The organism is Geminocystis sp. NIES-3708 (assembly GCF_001548095.1).
GTDB lineage: Bacteria > Cyanobacteriota > Cyanobacteriia > Cyanobacteriales > Cyanobacteriaceae > Geminocystis.
The window spans coordinates 110,911-129,242 of sequence record NZ_AP014815.1; the positions used below are offsets into that span (position 1 = coordinate 110,911).

9 protein-coding genes and 1 other annotated feature are annotated in these 18,332 nt (G+C 32.6%); of the genes, 2 read left to right on the plus strand and 7 right to left on the minus strand.

All coding sequences use genetic code 11. The features are described 5' to 3' along the window. Nucleotides 1–18: 18 nt before the first annotated feature. The gene (locus GM3708_RS00485; RefSeq protein ID WP_066342942.1) at nucleotides 19–8,598 is read right to left on the minus strand and encodes a CHAT domain-containing protein; all 8,580 of its coding nucleotides are present in this window, start codon (nucleotides 8,596–8,598) and stop codon (nucleotides 19–21) included. A gap of 555 nt (nucleotides 8,599–9,153) precedes the next feature. Beyond that, nucleotides 9,154–9,274: a sequence feature (ribosomal protein L10 leader region), on the plus strand. Nucleotides 9,275–9,430: 156 nt separating this feature from the next. On the opposite strand from GM3708_RS00485, the gene rplJ reads away from it, so the two are divergent. Both rplJ and rplL read left to right on the plus strand, forming a co-directional pair. Continuing rightward, nucleotides 9,431–9,964 (plus strand): 50S ribosomal protein L10, encoded by a 534-nt coding sequence (gene rplJ, locus GM3708_RS00490; protein WP_066349285.1) that lies wholly within the window; start codon nucleotides 9,431–9,433, stop codon nucleotides 9,962–9,964. Between the two features lie 57 nt (nucleotides 9,965–10,021). Beyond that, a complete protein-coding gene (gene rplL, locus GM3708_RS00495) occupies nucleotides 10,022–10,402 on the plus strand; it encodes a 50S ribosomal protein L7/L12 (protein WP_066342944.1) in 381 nt (126 codons plus the stop codon). An 87-nt stretch (nucleotides 10,403–10,489) separates the two neighbouring features. On the opposite strand, the gene GM3708_RS00500 is transcribed toward rplL, so the two are convergent. From GM3708_RS00500 to GM3708_RS00525, 6 genes are all read right to left on the minus strand, one after another. Beyond that, complete coding sequence (locus GM3708_RS00500) at nucleotides 10,490–13,585, minus strand: type ISP restriction/modification enzyme (protein ID WP_066342953.1); 3,096 nt, start codon at nucleotides 13,583–13,585, stop codon at nucleotides 10,490–10,492. Between the two features lie 115 nt (nucleotides 13,586–13,700). After that, the gene (locus tag GM3708_RS00505; protein WP_066342955.1) at nucleotides 13,701–14,126 is read right to left on the minus strand and encodes a thiol-disulfide oxidoreductase DCC family protein; all 426 of its coding nucleotides are present in this window, start codon (nucleotides 14,124–14,126) and stop codon (nucleotides 13,701–13,703) included. 182 nt (nucleotides 14,127–14,308) lie between these two features. Continuing rightward, nucleotides 14,309–15,757, minus strand: a complete 1,449-nt coding sequence (gene gatA / locus GM3708_RS00510; RefSeq protein ID WP_066342958.1) for an Asp-tRNA(Asn)/Glu-tRNA(Gln) amidotransferase subunit GatA — start codon at nucleotides 15,755–15,757, stop codon at nucleotides 14,309–14,311. A gap of 74 nt (nucleotides 15,758–15,831) precedes the next feature. Then, nucleotides 15,832–16,083, minus strand: coding sequence for a hypothetical protein (locus GM3708_RS00515; RefSeq protein WP_066342961.1), 252 nt, complete (start codon nucleotides 16,081–16,083; stop codon nucleotides 15,832–15,834). Between the two features lie 230 nt (nucleotides 16,084–16,313). Continuing rightward, a complete protein-coding gene (locus GM3708_RS00520; protein WP_066342966.1) occupies nucleotides 16,314–17,450 on the minus strand; it encodes a glycosyltransferase family 4 protein in 1,137 nt (378 codons plus the stop codon). Nucleotides 17,451–17,489: 39 nt separating this feature from the next. Then, the gene (locus tag GM3708_RS00525; protein WP_066342968.1) at nucleotides 17,490–18,302 is read right to left on the minus strand and encodes a sulfotransferase domain-containing protein; all 813 of its coding nucleotides are present in this window, start codon (nucleotides 18,300–18,302) and stop codon (nucleotides 17,490–17,492) included. Between the last annotated feature and the right edge of the window lie 30 nt (nucleotides 18,303–18,332).

Below are 18,332 nucleotides of genomic sequence, written 5' to 3' on the forward strand. Positions count from 1 at the left end.
TAAAAATAGAGACAAATTTTACCAAGGATTACCAATCATCGTAAATGGTGCCCAATAAAAAGGATGAGAAAAATCTTCTTTTTGTCGAGAGTTTTCGGGCAACCCATCTAATGATACTTCTAGTTCAGGAGTAATAATCTCATTACCATCTTCAGTTTTATAAATTTTACCTTTAAGCATATTTAACTGTGCTTGTCGTAAAGATTCTGCTTTAGTTGATTGAGTTTTTAGTTGTCCATAAAAATCAGTCATTAATGCTAAAGTACCAGTATCACTGACTTGCCAAACACTACCCATGGCTGTTTTTACTCCTGCTTTCACTGCTAAACCAGCAAATCCTAATTCTGCAATATTATTTCCAAAAGCGGTTTCACAGGCACTTAAAACCATTAATTCCACTAAAGGGCTATTTAAACCTAAACTATTAATGTCATTTAATGGTAAACGAGAATTATATAGTTGAATAAAACTATTAGTAGTTTCATTGGCATTAAATTCACCATGAGTGCCAAAATGCACGATCCCAAAAGGTTTACTAGCCAAATTTTGTTTAATTTCTTCTAAAGTAAAGTTATTATTCAAATATCTTTGATAATCTTCCGTTGCCTGTTCATTCCAAACTTTTTTAATAGTAGGCACTTCCACACTAACACCGGGCAAAGGATTAATTTGATTATCAGCAAATTGTGATGCTCCCATAGCTAAAAGACTTAAATCCTTGATTGGACGATAACGATTATCATTCAGATTTAAACTTGGTGCTAAACCACTACTATATTTTTCCACTAAAAACTCTTGACTATTACCATCATATAAGGCGGCAACGGGAATAAAACGAATTTCCGAGGGCAAAATAAATAATAAATTACTGATTTTTTCTTCTTTTAATCTATCTTCAATAGGTGCAATTAACCAACTATATAACTCAGTAGCATAAGGTTTATAATCACCGTTTAAAGCAAAATTATCTGATGCTGTTGACCATAAATTAGTAGCAGACTCAACTATTTGTTGACGAGTAATTGGTACAACAATTCTGAGAGGCTGTCCTTTTTTTGTGACAATCAACAAATCTAGTTGATCTTCTTGAGATGGTTTAAGCTCAATACTAGGTTTAAGATTAGGTTTATTAATATTAATTTTTCTGTACTCCTGAGTATTTCCTATTTCTCGACGGGCAAATTCTTCTTCTAAATCAGAAGGTTGATACCCTTTAGGAGTAAAGTTAACATAAATAAATGCTGGTTTTTCCCCTGTTTCTTTTTCAATAGTAGTTAAAATTTCTTGTGCCTGATCTATGCGATAAATAGGTGTTGTTTCATTAGAATTATTTATACGAGAAGAAGAAATATCATCAGCTCGGATCACTGCATTATCGGGATTACTTACTAATAAACGTTTCTGAGAATCTGAATCAGATTGATTATTTGTTTCTTCTGGATTATTAGGCTCTACCGGTGGTTCTACCGGAGGCTCTACCGGTGGTTCTACCGGAGGCTCTACCGGTGGTTCTACCGGTGGCTCTACCGGTGGTTCTACCGGAGGCTCTACCGGTGGTTCTACCGGAGGCTCTACCGGAGGCTCTACCGGTGGTTCTACCGGAGGCTCTACCGGAGGCTCTACCGGTGGTTCTACCGGAGGCTCTACCGGTGGTTCTACCGGTGGTTCTACCGGTGGTTCTACCGGTGGCTCTACCGGTGGTTCTACCGGTGGCTCTACAGGTGGTTCTACCGGTGGCTCTACCGGTGGTTCTACCGGTGGTTCTACCGGTGGCTCTACAGGTGGTTCTACCGGTGGCTCTACAGGTGGTTCTACCGGTGGCTCTACAGGTGGTTCTACCGGAGGCTCTACCGGTGGTTCTACCGGTGGCTCTACCGGTGGTTCTACAGGTGGTTCTAGTAATTCAACACTAATATTTCCGACTTGAAATGCGTCAAAATATTGTCCTACTTGAATAGTGAATTCTCCATTAGTAATAAGTCCTTCAGTTCCACTGTTACTAGAATCTCCCACAATAAAAGGTAGGCGAGGATCTAGTTTGTTTGTATTGTCTACTCCTTCAGGAAACAAATTAATGTTAATAGAACCACCACTAATACCACCGCTACTATCAATACTAAAATCACCATTTTCGATAGTATCAGTTATTTTTAGTGTACCTGCTGTTGTTATCTTAACACTGCCACCTGTTTGGTTACTGCTTCGAGTGTCAATGCTAGTGATTTCAATATCATTAGGAGTATTAACTAATACTGCACCACCATTACCATCAATTCCTGTTCCAGAAATTATTCCCGTTTTAATCGTACTTGTTTCCGAAGTAAGGGTAATATTACCTCCACGATTACCAGAAGTTACGATATTTTCTGTTTGAATGTTATTGATAGCACTAATCGTTATATCAAATCCATTACTTGTAATATTTTGACTGGAGAAATTATCAGAATCAAACATAGTTGGATTTTGAAGTACTAAATTGGTATTAAAAATTTGACTACCAATAGTCTTAATTAATCCTCCATTAAAATTAGTGAGATTGGCGGTGATCGATAAATTATTGAGTGGTTCAATAAAACCAATAGCATTATTAAGAAAAATATTGCTATTACCAGCATCTAAAGTTAAATTCTTACTACCATTGATTGTCCCAGTAATAGTAATATCAGCACCCTGATTACTTAAATTTGTAGTAGAAAGGGTAACGTCATTGCCTAACAAAACACCATCATTAATCGTTATTTTATTGCCTTGAGTAAGAATGTCAGCGTTAAGGATTGTTGTTGCCCCAGCACCAAAGATAGTTAGAGAAGCATCATCGTTGGCACTAATGCTATGATTAACAATAATATTTTTAGCCTGAAGAATTAAAGGATCATTAATTGTTGTGGGTTGATTAATTGAAATTACTCCCGATGTAGAATTTTGTCCCACAGTAATGCTTTTAAAGCCAGTAAAAATACTGAAAGCATTATTAATTCCAAAATTGTTACTAGGTTTTTGCAAAAATAAATTACCACCGCTAGAAGTAACTAAGCTATTGGGAGAAAAGATAATATTTGTTAAGTAAAGGAGCGTTAAATCATTAAATCCTGTATTGAGATTACCTTGAAATATTATACTTCCTTGATTACTCGTTAAATTTGTATTTTTGAAAATTTCTAAATTATTATAAGTTTGATCTTTTGTGGTAGTAACGTTACCATTTAAGATGGTACTACCTAAACTGTTCATTATTAGACTATTAGCGTTAACCGTTTTAAGTGTTGTTACACCTTGACTATTAGCGGTAATATCTCCTAAGGGTTGACTATTGCCAATAGCATCACCAAAGATAATATCGCCAATGCCACTATCGAGGCTGAAATTATATGTACCATTAACTGTACCTGTAATCTCTATATTTGCTCCTGAACTTCCTAAATCATTAGTGGCAAGACGGGCATTATTTCCTAAGATTACACTATCTCTGATGATAATTGGGCTATTTTGAGTGGTAATATCTGCGTTTAAGGTTGTGGTTGCACCTGAACCGATTATAGTTACAGGGGCATTACCTGTAGATAGAATATTTTTATCGATAAGAAGACTACTAGCTTGAAGGGTTAAAGGATTTTTGATCGAAAGTGGTTCACTAACAGTAATTTTACCAACTTGAAAACTTTCTCCCACAATCATCGAGCTAAATTCATCCATCGAGCTTAAATTGAGGATAGTTAAATTATTTCCATTACCGATAGTTATTTCATCGTTACTATTGGCATTTTTAAGAGAAAGTACTTTACCACCATAAAAGCCATTTTCGTCAAAAACAATACTGTCAGTGGCGGTAATATTGATGTTGTTATCTATTTCTCCTAAAGAACTTAAAAAATCACCGATAGTAATAGACCCATTATTGGTACTAAGATTAATTGTTCCTGCTAAATTAGTAATTGAACCTGCATCAATTTTTGTAACTGTTATATCTCCTGCCCCAGTTGAAATAAAGACATTACCACCTTTACCTTTGGTTGGATCTTCCACTTGTAAGTTAATAGACTCAGCGAAGATAGTATCAAGAATGGAAATAGAACCTTGTTGACTCTTAATCGTAATATTTCCAGCATCCCCCACGATTCCATTTTCAGGTGCATAGGAAGAAGTATCGATCCCGTTGATGGTAATATCATTTAGAGCATTAACTTCAACATCTCCAGCGTCACTTTTACCACTACTTGGATCAATGGTTTCTGTGGTAATAGAACCATCAGTGCTACTAACTATAATATTTCCACTTCCTAAACTACTATTGCCCTCTGAGGCAAGATTTCCCGTAACTATATTTCCTTTTGACTCAAGATTAATTGATCCTGCCGTGCCAACATTAGAATAGGATTCAATATTACCTGTTGAGATGACACCCTGTTGAGATGTTAATGTAACTGCACCTCCTGAAGATGAACCAAAAGTATTCAAATTCTTGGTCAAAATATCTCCTACGCTATCAATAGTAATAGTTTTACCTTCTCCATTACTTTCTGCTCGAATATTACTATCAATTTTGGTAATAGCTCCTGATTTTAATAGCAAATTACCACCAATGTTAATATCAATGGGATTAATATCTGAATCGAGATTTAAGAGACTCAAATTATTAATATCTGTGATACTGACATTCTTTGCACCTCCGATAGAGATAATATTTTGAAAATCATTATTTTTGGTTAAAGTAATATCACCTTCAGGTGTAGCATCTAAAAATGTTGTACCTGTAACTGTAATAAGATCAGATTGGATAATACCGGGGAGTTGAGCCGCTTGAAAACTAATACTAGGTGCTGGAGTTGTGATACTTAAATTTCCTTGAAAAGAACCATTTAAAGTAATAGCATCTCCTCCTGTAAATGCTGGTGCATCAAACCCTAAACCTCCTCCTCCTGTTTCACTGATAACTGTTAAGTTGCCATCTATATCTAGATTATATTTAGCGTTTGTCAAAACCTCAGATACATCAACAATTCCAATTTGAGTAATGATTAAATTCCCTAAACCATCATCGATGATACTGCCAGAATTAGTTTCAGCATTAATAATATTATCTGCATTTGTGAGTTTTTCGGCTGAAGGAGCTATGACTGTTTCTCCTGCAACTTGTACCTTCCCATTACCTGTTTGAATAACATTTCCTGTAGAATTTAAGGTGAATTTACCACCAATTAAAACTTCATCTAAAACAGTGCCAGTTAAATTGTTATTAGTAAAATTAACATTGGTTCTACTACCTTCGGTTATAGTTAAATTGGTATTTCCAGCTACCTTTAAAAAAGATAAATTATCTTGACGAATGGGTGCATTGGCGGTAATGGTCAAATCATTGCCAGATTCAATATTTGTTCCCTCTCCAGAAATTGTAACTGCCGGATATTGATCTGGATTATTAGTATTGGTTGTACCACTAAAAATTAAATTACCATTAATTGTATCAGCATTAAAGATTGAGACAGATCCGCCGTAATCTGGATCCACAGTACTAGAGATATTAACGGCATCAAATTGTTCTGATTTACCGATAAAAGTAATTGAGCCTGTACCTTCAATGGTAACACCTTCACCACTACGAGAGTTAGAGATATAAATACTTCCGCCATTACCGTTAATAGTAATGCCTTTACCAGAGTCACTTTGTCCTTCTAAAGTAATAGATTTTAATGTAGCAATTTCGGTATGACCTGAATCGAAGAATCCGTCACCAACATCAATAGGTTGAGATCGTATCGTAATACCATTACCATTTGTAGCTGTACCTTTTAAACGAATTTCGCCATCATAGCCAAAAATACTACTATTAATAATCTTAAGACCATCAGACATTCCATCATTAACATTACTATTACTGATTCCATTCATTGTAATAGTCCCAGTAGTATAAGTATTGATTAAGCTTCCGTTAATATTAATACCTGTTTTTCCTGTACCTGTTAGGGAAATTGCACCATCAGAAATTAATGAACTGGAGAAAATACCAACAGCATTACTAAAAGAGGTTGGTATATCAAGAGTTTTTACTTCAAGATTAAGATTTCCTACATTGGACTCAATAGTGGAAGAATTAATAAATATACCTGTTGCACTACTACCAAAATCGATGTTCCCATCCAATACTATATCTATATTTCCATCACCTGAAAGAATTGATGAATCAGAAACACCTATGCCAAAACGCAAATCTGTTGCGGATATGTTTATATTTCCATCACCTGAATCAATATTTGTGCTATTATTTATTCCAATAGAGTTGCTATTCACGGAGCCTACAGGTATATTAATATTTATCGCTCCGCCACCAGAAGCAATTTGGGAATTGTTAATTTCCATCCCTGTAGAATTTCCTTCACCGATTAGATTAATATCACCGCCTCCTGACTGAATAACGGTACTTTGTGGGTTATTGAGAATCCGAATAGAATGGGGTGAGAATGGAGCGTCATTTTTACCTTTTAAAGTAATTGAACCACCATTAGTAATTATGGAACTAGCTGTTGATATGGAATTACCAATCACTATACCATTATTGTTATTTCCTCCAGTTCCTCCTATCCCTTCGAAAAAAATATTTCCCGTGTCAGATTGTATATTACCAGAATCAATTACAATGCCAACATTCTCTCCCATTTCACTGATAGGATTAGTGTTGCTTCCGCCAGTACCTTTTAGAGTAATAGTACCATTGCCACTGGTAGTGAGACTTCCTCTTGATAAAACAATACCACTATAACCACTAGCATTTCCCCCTCCTAAATATCCTTGTCCAATGATATTAATATTTCCTCCACCAGCATCAATTTCACCACCAATAAAAACACCATTAGGATTAAAAATATTCGTGCCTACTGCGGCATCAAGAAGAGGATTTGAACCACCGCCGAGAATTACATTTCCACCATTAGTAATAATAGATGAGCCGAATTCAATAATAATTCCTCCCGCTTGATTGTTATCTGCATCAGCGTGAAAGACGACATTGAGAGACTCTCCTGACAAAGGAGTTGAGGGTTGTATTTTGCCATTGAAATATATATCGTTAGCCGCTTTTAAGGTTAAAGTTTTTCCTGTAGCTCTATAAAATAAATTTGCGTCTGCATTCCATGTTATATTACCCTCTTCACTCCCAGAATCTCCTGTGTATATCTTGACGTCTCCATCGACTAAAGCATCTCTAATTATACCCACTGATAAACTAGCACCCGTATCATTAGGTGTAAAGACATTATTTATGTCTTCATTTATCTCATTAATCACTTCTCCCAATGAATTATCGAGAATATTAATATTGTAAGGATCAATTAACCATTCTCCACCTGTGCCATTAGTTGCACCCACATCAGGCACTGTGTTGATCGAAAATGATTTTAAACCACTGGTTTCAATAAATCCACCATCCCCTGAAATCAAGCCACCTTTTGCCGTTAATTGACCATCAACTCCTAGATAATCACTGGCAAAGGCGATAACCTCTCCCCCATTACCCCTTAAGTTGGCATCAGCATTCACAGTAGAATTTTTATCAATAACGGTAATTTGAGCATTGGGAATTGTGCCTTTTCCTTGACGCTCACCACCTAATAAAACTTTACCGCCCCCTAAATCACCACTCGCAGAGATTTCACCATCAATCACCCCAACTTTATCCCCTAATACCGTTACTTCTCCCCCTTTATTTGCCGATGAAGTACTAATTTTTCCTGATGCAATGACAATTCCCGTTTCATTAGGGATATTACTTTTAGCCACTTGTACTTGATTATTTTCAACCATGACATTCCCCGTTGTCACACCACTATTATTTGCCCCTGTTAATAGAGTTGGTAAATCTTGAGGGGTGAAGCCTAATAAATTTCCTTGCTCATCTTTCGGGATATCAAGCTCTAAGCTCAATAAACTACCTTCAGGAGTTATTTTTACCCTTGATGTACCTTTAACCGCCTGTATGTTGATTTTCCCTTGGGCAGTTTCGATTGTACCTGTATTGATGATATTAGCCGCAAAAAGATTGATGTTATTTCCTTGTGCTACTTTTAAATCCCCCGCGTTGATAATACTTCCTGATTGTTGAGTGTTGAAAATAAAGTTAGTAGGATTACCCGTTAAATTTTGATAGTCATTATTGCCAATGGCGTTTAAAATTCCGTTACTAAAGCCAATACCTGTAGCGGTAGTAGCGGTAAAATCTGCTGGTACATTTAAACTAGCTCCTTGACCAAAAACAACTCCTGCAGGATTCATCAAAAAAAGGTTAGAGTTTCCACCGACAACTTCGATTAAGCCGTTAATATAAGATGGATTTCCCCCTGTAACTCTGGTTAAAATATTTTGAATATTGGGATTTGTTAAAAAAGTTGCTATTTGTTGATTCGTTAAACCAAATTCTTTGAAGCTGTGAAAGAGGTTTTTCCCGTCTCTGGATAATGTGTTGCCGTCAATTACGATGCGTTCTCCATTTTTGGTGACAATGGTAGCTGTATTGCCATCGATACTAATTTCTTGACTGTTAGCGAATGAAGAATCTAAGAGTGTAAAAATTGATACAATTGCAACAATTAAACTAACTTTTTTAACCATAACTTTTTCAACAGTTTTACAGGAATAACTAATATATTGACTATGTAATCAGGATTAAATATTTTATCAGTGGAAAAGTTTTTTTTTACTTTTCTTATTTTACTTTTCTTAATGGTTGATTCTCTTAAAGCTTTTATTTTGATTGTTTTAGAATTATAGCAGAAGAATGAAATTAAAATACAGAGATTAGAAACCAAAATTATTATCAAAAAAAATTGATTGATCAGTAGAAAAGACTATAGATCAATAATAAGTGAAGGGACAGAATAAAAAACAATAAAATACTTCTTCAAGTTTTGAATATGTTATTTTAATTTTTATTAATTATTATTTGGTTTAATATTTTAATAATAATGAAGTAATTTTATATCCTTCTTCATTTAATAAAATTATCAGTAACAACAAAGAATATAAAAGAAAGAATTATGAAAAACAAAATAATGAAGTAATAAACAATTTATATTTATTGTTTGATAAGTTTTGAGCAAAATAATCAAAAAAGATTGAAAATAAAACTAAGTTAAGTTATAATGTTAAGCTTAAAGTCAAAATATATATTAAATTTGGCTGAAGCCGAAGACAGCAGGAGCGAATAAATTAGCTTAATATACCTGCCTAGGTTGATGCAGATAATCAGTAAATGTGATTTTAGGAAATATTCTATTTTCTTTGATTACGGTTTATTATAAAAAACTATCTCAACACATCAACCAAAAACCCGGCTAAGTATGGCTTGGGTTTTTTTGTGTCCGTTGGTCGATAAATATTTTGGGTTTGACTAAAAATCAAATTTAAAAAACAACAAAATTCAACACCTAAGGAGGTGAGAACAATATCTAAATCCCTAGAGAGCAAAAAACAAGAAGTAGCTGAAATTAAACAACTACTTGAACAATCTCAATTAGCATTCGTAGTTGATTATCAGGGGCTTAGTGTTGCTGACATTACCGATTTACGTAACCGTTTAAGAGAAAGTGGTAACGTCTGTAAGGTGACAAAAAACACCTTAATGAGTAAAGCGGTAGAAGGTAACGAAAAATGGGAAGCCATTAACCCTTATTTAAAAGGTACTTCGGCTTTTATCTTAGCTGATGAAGAAAATATTGGTAATGCAGTTCGTGCTTATCAAGCATTTCAGAAAGAGCGTAAGAAAAGTGAATTACGAGGCGGTGTCATGGAAGGACAAGGTCTCAGTGAAACACAGGTGAAAGCCTTAGCCGACTTACCTACCAAAGATCAACTCATTGGTCAAATTGCTGGTTCAATCAATGCTATTACCGCAAAAGTTGCTCGTGGTATCAACGAAGTACCTACTTCTTTGGCTCGTGCTATCGATGCTGTCAAATCTCAAAAAGAAGCCGCTTAATCATAATCGGTTTCGCTGTTTATTTAATTAATTGTACAAAGGAGATCAATTTTAATTATGTCTGATAAAGTAGCAAATATTGTTGAAGAGTTAAAAACTTTAAGTTTATTAGAAGCGTCCGAGTTAGTTAAACAAATTGAAGAAGTATTTGGTGTAAGTGCTGCTGCTCCTGTTGGTGGTGTTGTTGTAGCTGCGGCTGCTGCTCCTGCTGAAGAAGTTGAAGAACAAACTGAATTTAACGTTATCTTAGAAAGTTTCGGCGAGAAGAAAATGGATGTTCTTAAAGTCGTTCGTACCATCACTGGTTTAGGCTTAAAAGAAACCAAAGAATTAGTCGAAGCTGCGCCTAAAGCTATTAAAGAAGGTGTCGGTAAAGAGGAAGCTGAAACCATTAAGAAACAGTTAGAAGAAGCTGGTGCTAAAGCTACTGTTAAATAGTTTATTGGTATAAATACTGTGGGTATTATCCACTTTACAAAAAAATAATCAACAAGGACAGGTTTTATTTTTATTACCTGTCTTTTTTTATTCAAAATTTGTGTTGTTCTTAGTTTTTTTGTATTTATTCGTCTGGTTAATAATTTTCATGGTCTCAATACTGACTGTAGTCACTCTCATTAATAACTCTATTACTTGCTCTTTATAATCAGCAAAGCGATAGTTATTGAACTTTTCAGCTATGGTTTTATCTTTAGGTTTTTTCTCTTTATATTGGTCTAAAATCCATTCTAATGCACTACGATTACCTAGTTTATATTCCCATGCTTCTGAAGGTATTTTTTCTAAAGTTGTGACTTCATCAAGGATAATTTTATGGTTAGTTTTATCGGCTTTTAGTTTAGGTTTAGGAGTAGCTTCTGGATTATTTAAGGGGATGTCTATTCTAGTTAATTTATAAGGTTTAATAGTTTCATAATTGAGGTGTAATTCCATTAATTGTTTACCCCATTTACTCCATTGCCAAAAATCATCATAAAAGGGTATTCTCGGAAATTCTCTCTTTAAGTTTAGCTCATATTTTTGACGATATTCTGGGTTATGTAAAACTCCATAAACATAGTTAAATATATCTTCTTTTTCTATCTTTTTATCTCCATAATTATCTCTAAATTGCTCTAATCCCCAATCTGTTATATTATCAATTCTCTCTCCTTTTTCATATCGATATAATGGCAAACATTGGGTATCACCAACTAAATGAAAATCAGCTAAATTTATACAAGACAAAATTGAAAATTTTTTAGATAAGTTTGGATTAGAAATAATAATTAATAAATTATTTTTATTTAAGTCAATACCAAACATTTCATAGTGATTTGAAGTTAGTCTATCTGATAATAATTGCTCTGAATAATAATAATTTTTTATAAATGGACGATAATTATATTCAACTACTTTTTCATCATTAAAGTTGATTATACAGTTTCTTAATAAACTTTTCTTTAAATCAGCACTCCATTTTATTGGAGCATCCAAAATATCATCTATTTTTTTATTATCAAATTGATTAACTACTAAATTATATTTATCAATAAAATATTTAATTTTTTCCGATAAATTATTCACATTATAATCAAATACCCATTCATCTCTAGCTGTATTTACACCATTAGAAAATAACTTAAATACAGCTTTTTCATCATCTTTATTTTTAGATAATTTAGTCTCTTTATTTACTAAAGGTAATAAAGTATTAAAATCATTATCATCTGCTAAATTTATCCAGTTATTATTTTTATCAGGATTAATAGTTTCAAAATTAATTGACTCTAAATTATTAGCACTTAAAAACTTTAATTTATCCTCTGCTTTTTTATAATCATCAACAGCGTTATAATAAACTTTACAACCTTTTAATTTGCTATTTCTTACTAAAAAATAAACCGCAATTCCAACCTTTATTTGATCATCAAAAATATTTCCTCCCTCTTGTCGTCTTCTCTCTCCACTATTACGAGCATTTCCTTTTAAATCAATAATATAAATTTCGTTAAAATCTTCAACAATTAACTTACGAAATCCATCATAAGTTTTAGCATCAATAAAAGATGAATTAGAAACAAAAGCGATAATACCATCATTATCTAATCTATCTGTACCCCACCGTAAAAAACGAGAATACATATCATAAAGTTTAGTTTTTTGGGCTGTACTTTCTTTAACATAAGTCTCTTTTATTCGTTTATCAATTGCGTCATAACTGCGATTTTTATTATTATCATTTTCATTTTGCTGATTAGCATTATAAGGTGGATTACCAATAATAACTGATATTTTGCTCTCATTTTGACGTTTAATTCTCTCAGTATTTTCCTGACTCATAGAGAATAAATCAAACTGTTTACCACCAAAATTAGTATGGTCTAAAGTATCAACTAAACAGATATTATTAAACTCTAAATATTCCCCTATTTTTTGTTGATAAGAATATTCAATATTCAGATTTGCTATATAATAAGGTAAGATAGAAATTTCGTTACAGTGAATCTCATTTTTATACTTATACTCCACATCTCTTGTTAATAAATAATCTAATATTTCCGTAATAAAAGTACCTGTACCAGTACAAGGATCTAATATTTCTACTCCTTTATTTCCTAATGTTTTATTAAAGTGTTTTTCTAGTAAATAATCGGTACTTTGTACCATAAATTTTACTATCTCATTAGGGGTATAAACTATACCTAATCTGTCCGCTTCTTTCGGGTTATAGGCTTTATAAAAGTTTTCATAAACTACCTTTAAAAACTTCTGCTTTTCTTGATGATTAACTATATTAGAAGCCGTGCGAATAATAACATTATAATAACTTTGAATCGTCTTAAAAGTATTCCTTTTAACATTACCAGTAAAGAAAGTTTTGATGACTTCATTTAATTGTTTAGCAATATTATTTTCTTGGTGAAATTGAGCATCACTAAAAATATTAGTGAAAATATCTTCTGTTAAAATATGCTGAATTATCATCTCCCTAATATCAGCTATTTTGATGTCTGGATTAATGGATTCTTGACATACTTTTAAGAATTTATCCCTTGCCTCAATAAACGCCTTATTCCCTTCTCCTTGTGGGAGAGGAGTTAGGGGTGAGGGGGATTGACTATCAATTAAATTTCTGAGAGTATCTAAAATAGTGGGTAAATCTTGACTAAAAGTATTAATAGCTTGACGAAAATCTTTTATTTCTGTCCTTTCATAGTCTAAAAATTGATTAATTAACTTGTCTAAATCATCATCATTTTCCATATTAATCCGTAATGATTCATCCCCATTTTGGATTAATACGGCTGTTTTGGTATCCTCAAATAAAATATTATCCGTGGGGTATCCTTTCTTAAATTTAGCCTCAATTTCAGCATCTAAACTATCCTTTTCGTCTTTGGCTTCCCAATATCCCCAGTCTAACCTCAAAGCATCTTTAACAATACCGTCAAGCCTAATATTATTTTTAAGAGGGCTGATAATGGTTAACTCCTCAACTAAAACAAAATTTCTCGGTTTACAATAACCATTTAATAAACTACCCATTGCCCTTCTTACCGCCCCTTCATTACGACTACCACCGTAGCGAATAATTCTCTCTAATTCTTGACGATATTGCTTAATGAGGATACGAGACATAATTTACTTTTAACTTTTAAAATTTTCATCTTTATTTACTATATACTCATTACTTCTTCTTTTTGGAAATGAATATTAAACTTATTCAAGAATAAAAAATTAAATCCATTATTGTTTATAAATTATCACAATCAGGATTATTTTTACAGCTTAAACCATAGATTGAATAATAGGTTTTTTCACGACTACCAAACCATTGATAACGATTATCTCTGATTTGTAAATAACTTTTATCTCCCAACCATTTTAAGCTCGGAATTGCACGATAAGCGGTGATAAATAATTGACCATTTGGCAATAATTCTATTATTTTTTCAGCGGCTAAACTGCCTTGCCAACGTTCGTTAAGATGATTACGATTAACTAATATCATTCCTAATTCGCAATCATCAGAAGTAACTTTTAACTGTGCTAAAACTTCTGTATCTTGCATAGGAATATAATTAAATAAATTCCCCTTATCAAAGTTTTCTAATAATTGGGTAAAAGTAACGCATAAATTACAATTACCATCATAAATTACATGATATTTTTGATTCATATTTATGGTTAATATTGAAAGATATTTTTAAATTATATTATTTCTTTCTAATAATCAAATAATGATAATTATCCAAATTCGATATTCCCTTTTTTTCCCCGATTAATAGTAAAGATTTTCTTGGACTAATCTAATACTTATTACTTATTTTTACTTCCCTCACCCAAATCTCAATCTTAAAATCAGTTTAAATTGGGGCGTTTTGTATGCCAATCTGTGGCTTGTTGATAAGCATAACCAACTTTAAATAAAACATCCTCCCGTAACACATTACTGATTAATTGCATTCCGATAGGTAAGTTTTGACTGTCAAAACCGCAAGGAATACTCATGCCGGGTAAACCTGCTAAATTTACGGGAATAGTCATCAAATCTGATAAATACATACTAAGAGGATCATCGGTTTTTTCTCCAGCCTTAAAAGCGGTGGTTGGTGCAGTAGGAGAAATTAACACATCCACATCGGCAAAAGCGTTATCAAAGTCTTCTTTTATCAAGGTACGGACTTTTTGAGCTTTGAGGTAATAAGCATCATAATAACCTGCGGAAAGAGCATAAGTACCGAGCATTATTCTGCGTTTCACTTCTGCACCAAATCCTTTTGATCTAGTACTGGTGTACATTTCTAAGAGGTTATCAGCTTCGTTTCTAATGCCATATTTTACTGCATCATAACGGGCTAAATTCGCTGAGGCTTCGGAAGGAGCGATAATATAATAAATGGGTAAACCGTAACGAAAACGAGGGCAGGAAATTTCTTTTACCTGTGCACCTAATTTTTCTAATTCTTTGATGGCAACATTGACACTTTCGGCGACAACGTTATCTAATCCTTCCCCGAAGGTTTCTCTAATAATACCTACTTTGACACCTTTTAAGTCATTACTGAAAGATTTTGTATAGTCTGGAATCTCGACTTTTAAGCTGGTGGAATCTTTACTGTCATATCCTGCGATCGCCTGTAATAAAATAGCGGTATCTTCTACGGTATAACCAAAAGGACCAATTTGATCTAGAGAAGAAGCATAGGCAACTAAACCAAAACGAGAGACTAAGCCATAAGTCGGTTTTAAACCTACCACACCACATAAGGAAGCAGGTTGACGAATTGAACCACCAGTGTCTGAGCCTAACGACACCACGCATTCATTAGCGGCAACGGCGGCGGCTGAACCACCAGAAGAACCTCCGGGCACTCTAGTTATATCCCAAGGGTTAGCGGTGACTTGATAACCAGAGTTTTCTGTCGAACTTCCCATAGCAAACTCATCTAAATTAGTTTTACCTAAAATTACTGCCCCTTGATCTCTTAATTTTTGAGTGACAGTAGATTCATAGCTAGGGATAAAATTCTCTAAAATTCTTGAAGCGCAAGTAGTGGGAATGCCTTTAGTGGACATATTATCTTTAATGGCGATGGGGATGCCTTCTAAGATATTTATGTCTTCACCATTGGCAACTTTTTGATCAACTTTTTTTGCCGTTTCAAGGGCTAAATCTTTAGTAACACACAAAAAACTTTTAATTTGTGGTTCTAATTTTTCAATATTGTTTAAATATTCTTCCGTAATTTCTAGTGCGGAACGTTGTTTACTTTTAATCTGTTGATGTAACTCACTTATTGAGGTCATGAATCAATTACTTTTAAATTTTTAACTTATTCTATTATTGAATTATTCTGGCACGGTTGCACTGATGAACATGGTTAATTTTCCCATTTAAGTACGGCTTGATCTTTTCCTTGCTCTTTTCTAGTTTTACTGTCTTTTTCCATCCATATAATAATTTGCTCACTGGTTAAGTCATTAATAGAGATATTCAAATCTTGAGCGATAACTTGTAGTAACCTTAAAGATGAGATAGTCAAACGAGTTAAAAACTTTTCTGAGGATGTAAGTAAGGCTTTTTCGACTTCGAGGGATTCTTCTGGGGTTAAAAATTGTTGATTATCAATCATAATTTATTATTAATTATTATTTTAAAATATAGCACTTATACTTGTTGCTATCGCTTAATTGCTGGGGAATTATTTCTAAAAAATGTTCATATATATTCACGTAAAATAACTTTTTCTATCCAAAAAATTTAGTGAATCTTTCGATTAAATATTGATTTAAAGACTTTTATTCAAGTTAATAGGTAGAATAATTACTAATATTTGAGTATTTTTAAAATAATTTTATTCATTCACAGAAACAAACTACAAATAACGTATATTTGTTCTGCCCATTTGTCCCAATTTAACTTTGTCTCGTATTCATTTCTGGAATTAATTATTAATTCTTCATAAACATGGGGATTTTTAATTAATTGCTCAATAGAATTAGCATAATCTTCTGGAGTGGCTGAAATATCAATCAAATAACCATTTTTCCCCTCTGTCACAATATCAGGAATACCTCCCACATTACTACTAATAACGGGAAGCCCAAATGCGTTAGCCTCACAAATAGAAATAGGAGAACAATCCGCACGAGTTGGGAAAATGAATAAGTTACAATCCCAAAATAGTTGATTAAATTTTTGTCTTTGTGTAGGGGAATTTTTATCTAAAAAAGGAATTATTGTTAATTTATCATTATCTATCGGTGATGGTGGCACACTACCAACCATCGTTAAACTTGTATTAAAGCCTCGACTATTTAAAATATTCAAAGTTTCTACAGCAATATCACCTCCTTTTCTTTGCCAATCTTTACCGATAAATAGTAAGCGACAAGGAGAAAGAGATTTTCTTCTTTGTAAAACTTCTTCTGTTTTGGGGGGATTATCTAAATTAGCACCATAAGCAACAATACTTATTTTACTCAATGGTGCTTGATAATCATTAATAGCTGATTGTGCCGCCCATTGGGAAGGATATACTAATCTTCGGGATTTATTAATACTATCTAATTCTATTTTTTCTCGCCATTTAGATTCATTTGCACTAAAATCTGAACGATAATAATTTTGTAGTAACTTAAAAGTAATATCAGAACTATAAATTATCGGAATATTTGTTTCTAAAAAAGCAACTTCTCTGGATGCAAAAGGTGCAAAAATGATGTCACAAGGTTTATTTCTTAACTGTTTTTCGATTAATTTACCAAAGTTTTGCCAATTAACTATATTCTCTGATAAATTACCATGAACAGATAAAGAGGGATTCAATAGACGTTTTTTTAATTTTTCCCAAAACGATACTTTATGAGGATAGCCTAAATTAATTATTTCTATATTCTGATTTTTTAATGCTTTATACATTCGATAAGGTGTACCAGAAGAAGTATTGTAATCAAAATAATTATGTGCTGATAAAAAACCTACTTTTATTTTTGACATTCTTAAGTTTATATTCTTATGATTTAGCTTTTATAACCATTACCAATTATAATTAATCTCTAAAAGTTGATATAATTGCTCATTAAATGGCATAAAATAATCTTTAAGTTTTTCTAATAAATACTTATCTTCATCACTAATTTTATAAGTTGCTACAGCATATTTTTGTTGTTTATATAAGTCAATTTCTTCTTTAGAAAAGTTATCTATATTCAGAAAATTAGAGACTTTATTTAAACTTTCATTAAGATTTTTAGCAAATTCTTTAAAGTCTAAAATTAAAAGCTCATCAAGAGAAAAATATTCTAAATAATTACATAATTGCTCATAATATCTACCTCTTTTTAAATAATTATAAGGATATTTATTAATTTGATTAGGCTCATTTAATTCTTGAGTAATTGCTTCACTAAAGCTACGATTATCTGCTCTATCTCGTAGTTTTTGATTGCTTATATTTGTATAACTATGAAACATTTGCCATGCAGAATAAGCCCTTTCAACAGGATTTCTTAATAAAAGAATCATTTTAATTTTACCTAATTTTTCTCTAATTCTAAACATAGTTTTTGAGGATAAAATATAACTAGGAGAGGCTTCAAAAGTAAGTTTATTTCTTTTATTCCATAAAAAGGGAAAATGTCCTAAATACCAACCAAAACCTTTGTCATAATTATCATCAATATCAAAGTAATAAGTTTCTCTTAATTTATGACTAATAATAATTTGTGGATGATTTATTAAATACTTATATAACGATGTAGTTCCTGCTCTTTGCACTCCGATAATTAAAAAATCTGGTGATGATTTAATGAGGGGATAAATAGTATTTTTAACTGCCAATTTTATCATATTTTTAATGTTAAGAATAATCTATAGCAA

Excerpts from the sequence above, each read along its gene's own strand:
- GM3708_RS00485 (WP_066342942.1), bottom strand. The coding sequence starts at position 8,598 with ATGGTTAAAAAAGTTAGTTTAATTGTTGCAATTGTATCAATTTTTACA.
- rplL (WP_066342944.1), top strand. The coding sequence starts at position 10,022 with ATGTCTGATAAAGTAGCAAATATTGTTGAAGAGTTAAAAACTTTAAGT.
- GM3708_RS00500 (WP_066342953.1), bottom strand. The coding sequence starts at position 13,585 with ATGTCTCGTATCCTCATTAAGCAATATCGTCAAGAATTAGAGAGAATT.
- GM3708_RS00505 (WP_066342955.1), bottom strand. The coding sequence starts at position 14,126 with ATGAATCAAAAATATCATGTAATTTATGATGGTAATTGTAATTTATGC.
- gatA (WP_066342958.1), bottom strand. The coding sequence starts at position 15,757 with ATGACCTCAATAAGTGAGTTACATCAACAGATTAAAAGTAAACAACGT.
- GM3708_RS00515 (WP_066342961.1), bottom strand. The coding sequence starts at position 16,083 with ATGATTGATAATCAACAATTTTTAACCCCAGAAGAATCCCTCGAAGTC.
- GM3708_RS00520 (WP_066342966.1), bottom strand. The coding sequence starts at position 17,450 with ATGTCAAAAATAAAAGTAGGTTTTTTATCAGCACATAATTATTTTGAT.
- GM3708_RS00525 (WP_066342968.1), bottom strand. The coding sequence starts at position 18,302 with ATGATAAAATTGGCAGTTAAAAATACTATTTATCCCCTCATTAAATCA.